Origin of the sequence: Peptacetobacter sp., from assembly GCF_029264495.1 — a bacterium.
Lineage (GTDB): Bacteria > Bacillota > Clostridia > Peptostreptococcales > Peptostreptococcaceae > Peptacetobacter.
This window is the reverse complement of sequence record NZ_JARIBH010000002.1, coordinates 1-4,461: the sequence shown is the minus strand read 5'-3', so window position 1 is coordinate 4,461 and position 4,461 is coordinate 1. Positions and strand designations below refer to the sequence as shown.

The following is a 4,461-nucleotide window of genomic DNA, read 5'->3' as shown; positions in this document are numbered from 1 at the left end:
GTAACATTTCTGTAACTTTTTCTGTTATTTTTTGATACTTTTTGATATTATTGTTGAAATTTAGCCACTATAAAAGTAACAATTTGAAATTTATTTTGTATCATATTTTGTTACTATATCATTTTTTATTAATTATGTCAACTTTTAACTTGTTTTATACTCATAAAAAATAAAAAAGACTTAATTTTATACAAATTTAAGCCTTTTTTGATTAATTTATTTATTTTTCCCAGAAATTACTATATTTTGTAACAGTTACATATATTAAAAGTAACAGTTACATATTTGTAACAAGTTGTTTCTTTTTTATAATCAATAACTATCTTTTAATCTTTTTCTTTAATAAATCAGTTATTATTGAAATTTCATCTACTTTAAAAATAATTATTAATAATGCGTATATAATAGCCCCTACTATTATTGCTATTCCAAGAGATATTACATCCATAAAAAAATTAGTTCCTAAAATAGAAATTAACAATTTATAAGTTGATTTTGATATTATTCCCATAACAATAGATGCTATTGTAGATTTTAAGAATACAGCTATAATTTTATTTTGCTCAAATTCTCCTATTTTATTTTTCAAGCTTCTAAATAATAATAATATACATATTATAGATGATAAACTTGTTGCAAGTGCTAAACCTGCATGTTTTAGATATTTAATAAACATTATATTCATTAATATGTTCATTAAAACTGCTATTGTTGCATTTATCATAGGCGTCTTTGTATCTTGAATAGAATAAAAAATCTTAGTAAGTATATCTCTTAACCCTACTCCAATAAGACCAATAGAATAAAAAATAAGTGCTACTGATGTCATTTCTGTAGCTCTAGCATCAAATGCACCCCTTTGGAAAAGAATCCTAACTATTGGTTCTGATAATACCATTGCTCCTATTGTCATTGGCATTATTATTATTATTACTGAATTTATACTCTTTCTAATAAATGAATAAAATTCTGTTTTATCTACCATAGATGATAGTTTTGAAAATTGTGGATATACAACAGAAGATATCGATGCAATAAACATACCTGTGACAAATCCTTTTAATCTATCTGCATAATTTAAAGCAGAAATACTTCCTTCTACAAGTGTAGATGCAAGTGTTTTATCCACCATTATATTTATTTGATCTACAGCAACACCTATAACTATCGGTGCTACTAAAATAAGCATTTTTTTTACATATTCATCTTTAAAATCGACAAATAATTTGTACTTATATCCTTTTTTATACGCAAAAGGTACTTGGAAAAAGAATTGACTAGCCATAGCAAAAAACATACCTATTGGGAGTATATATACATTTTTTAACTTGACGCTTAATAACATAGATGTTATCAAAATAATATTATATGGCAATCCTATAAGTCCAGGTATTGCAAAGCTATCTTTAGACTGTAAGTAAGATTTCATTATATTACTTAAACCAGTGAATATAGCTCCAAAAATTATAATCCTTGTAAATAATACTGTTTGCCTAAAAGTTTCTCCTTTAAATCCCATAGCAAAGATTTTCACTATTGGTTCAGCAAAAATAAAGGATATTGTTGAAAGTATTATTCCCAATATAATAGTTATATTTAATATATTATTTGAAAATTTAAGTGCTTTTTCTTCTCCACCCTCTCTTAAATTTTCGTAGTACAAAGGAATAAATGTAGTCGCTAATGCTGTTGCAACTAATGTAAATAAAACTTTTGGAATATTTGATGATGCTATAAATATATCACTATATGTTGTTGCTCCATACAATGCTCCTAAAACAAGCTCTCTTACAAATCCTATAACTTTAGAAAACATTGTAACAATCATAAGTGCAACTGTCGCTTTAGCTACTTTTCCCATATATTAAATCCTCCCTTCATATAAACCTGCCTCATCTTCAGCTATTTTTGTCCAAGAATAATTATCCATAGTATTTTTTGATATATTATTTTTATCATATTCTGAATTTACAATTTCTACAACCCTTTTTGCCATTCTTGCTTCAAAATTTTCTCCATCTATTATTATATTACTTTCTATACCTATAGCTTCTGGAATACCTCCAGCATCGCTGCCTACAACACAAGTTCCACATGCGTTTGCTTCAGTAATTACGCATCCAAAACCTTCTTTTCTACTCGGTAATATCATAACATCCATAATATTCATGATATTTTTAACTTCATCAAATTCTAAATTTCCTGTAAATACTATATTTAAACCCTTATCCTTACATTTTTTTTCAACTTCTGCTTTTAATGGCCCATCGCCTACTACTACAAATGTATATTTATTTTCAGAATCCAATTTAATTACTTCTTCAAAAATATTTGCAAATTTATCAGCTCTCTTTATTTTGTTTAAAGCTCCAACAAACCCTACAATCTTACCTTCTATATTATACTTTTCTCTCACTTCTTTTTTTTCTTCTTCTGATATTGGGTAAAATTTTGCTGTATTAACTCCATTTCTGGACGCTTTACAATTATTTCCTTTATAGCCTAAACTTCTAGCTGTATCCATAAGTTTTTTACTGACAAAAATATTTTTTTCTGCATTTTCCATTATTTGCAATACTTTTTCTTTTATACAACTATTATTAAACGGCATTGTATGAACATCACTACCATGATATGTAACTATATATGGTTTTTTATATTCTTTATTTATCCAATATGCTATTCTTCCATGAGGATATCCCCAGTGACAACTAACAATATCACATTCTTCTATTTCTTTTTTACATTGATTGAAAAATTCATCATATCTTTTTCTATCATTTTCTTTTTTTTCAATTTTTTTACTTTTTATATTTGTATTTAAATATATCTTTTTATAGACAATTCCATCAAAAATAAATTCATTACTTGTCTTATCATAAGTCTTTTTTCCTGTAATTTTTTTTAATAACCTAAAAATGCCAGTATCTTCAAATTGAACTGATATTATTTTATATTCATTTTCTGGGTGAAGTTTCATTATTGCCTTTATCTTTTCATGTGTTGCCATAAAAAGACCTTTTTTATTATTTTCATCCATATTAACTATATACAATATATTCATATGTAAAATCTCCTTTTTAAATAACTAATTATATATTATATCAAAATTTTTGTATCTGTAAATTTAAAAAATTAAAATAAAAAGAGTTTTTAACAAATCCATTAAAAACCCTTTTTATTTTATTTCTTTAAAAACTTTTATAATATTTTATATATTCTTCTACAATATTATCCCAATTGAATTCAATTTTTATTTTTTCTTCAAATTTTTTCATATCCCATATTTTTCTATTATATATTTCTTCCACTTTATCTGCTATATCATGTACATTTTTACAATCAACACCATATCCAACTTGACCTTCTTCAAAATAGCCATATATTCCTTCATTTTTAGTATATATAACAGGAAGACCTTGTGTTATTGCTTCTATATAAACCAATCCAAAAGTTTCTCTTTTAGATGGCATTATAAATATATCATTTTTTCTATAAAATTTTATAAGTTCTTCTTTTGGCATATAATCATATAAATTTATTATGTTTTTAAATTTTCCTTCAGAAAGTTTTTTTATTTTATTTTCTTCCTTTCCTTTTCCTATCATATCCAATTTAATATCATAGCCTCTTTTTATTAATTCTTCTACAACATTTACTATCATATCTATGTTTTTGACTTTTTCTAGCCTTCCTGCATAGATTAAATTAATTTTCTTATCTTTAAATTCTCTTGTTTTCATATTGATATTTTCAAACCAATATTTATCTATACCATTTGGAATAACAATTGACTTCTCTTTTATTTCTTGTCTATATTCTAAAGGAATATATTCTTTTATTACATTATCTTTATAATATGGTGATATAAATATAATATATTTAGCATTTTTCATTATATCAACACCTAATTTTCTTAACATTATCATTTTTTTAAAGAAAACTTTTACATCAGTTGCTCTTACTGCTACCATATAATCTAATCCTAGTTTTCGTTTTAACTTTAATGCAAGATATCCATTAACAAAAAGTGAATGTGCGTGAACTATTCCTACATCTTTAAAATCAACCTTTTTATATAAATCTTTTTCAATTCTATAATTTTTTAGATGAAATATTATTCTGTCTAATTTACCAAAGCATCTAGAATATATATAATTTATTCTATCAGATTCTATTCCTCTATTTTTATTTATCATATTTTCTGAATTTACAGGTATATACACTTCATTAAAAATAGATTCTCTATCAATATGATATAAAAAATGTTTGTATATAGTAGAACTTATATAATATGAATTTAAGTGTAAAATCTTCATTTTTCTCTCCATATAAATTTAATTTCTTCCTATAGAATGGTATTCTATTCCAGCATTTTTCATTTCTTCAGGAAGATAGCAATTTCTACCGTCATATACAATATAATCAGACATCATTTCTTTAAAATCTTCTGGTCTAAGA

General features: G+C 24.4%; 3 protein-coding genes. All 3 read right to left on the bottom strand.

Translation table 11 applies throughout. From position 1 onward, the window contains the following. Nucleotides 1-319 precede the first annotated feature (319 nt). A complete protein-coding gene (murJ, locus tag Q1J78_RS00080) occupies nt 320-1,861 on the bottom strand; it encodes a murein biosynthesis integral membrane protein MurJ (RefSeq protein ID WP_300279345.1) in 1,542 nt (513 codons plus the stop codon). 3 nt (nt 1,862-1,864) lie between these two features. Further along, nucleotides 1,865-3,064 (bottom strand): glycosyltransferase, encoded by a 1,200-nt coding sequence (locus tag Q1J78_RS00075; RefSeq protein WP_300279342.1) that lies wholly within the window; start codon nt 3,062-3,064, stop codon nt 1,865-1,867. Nucleotides 3,065-3,191: 127 nt separating this feature from the next. Beyond that, nucleotides 3,192-4,319: a glycosyltransferase family 4 protein gene (locus tag Q1J78_RS00070; RefSeq protein WP_300279339.1), complete on the bottom strand. Its 1,128-nt coding sequence runs from the start codon at nt 4,317-4,319 to the stop codon at nt 3,192-3,194. Nucleotides 4,320-4,461 lie beyond the last annotated feature (142 nt).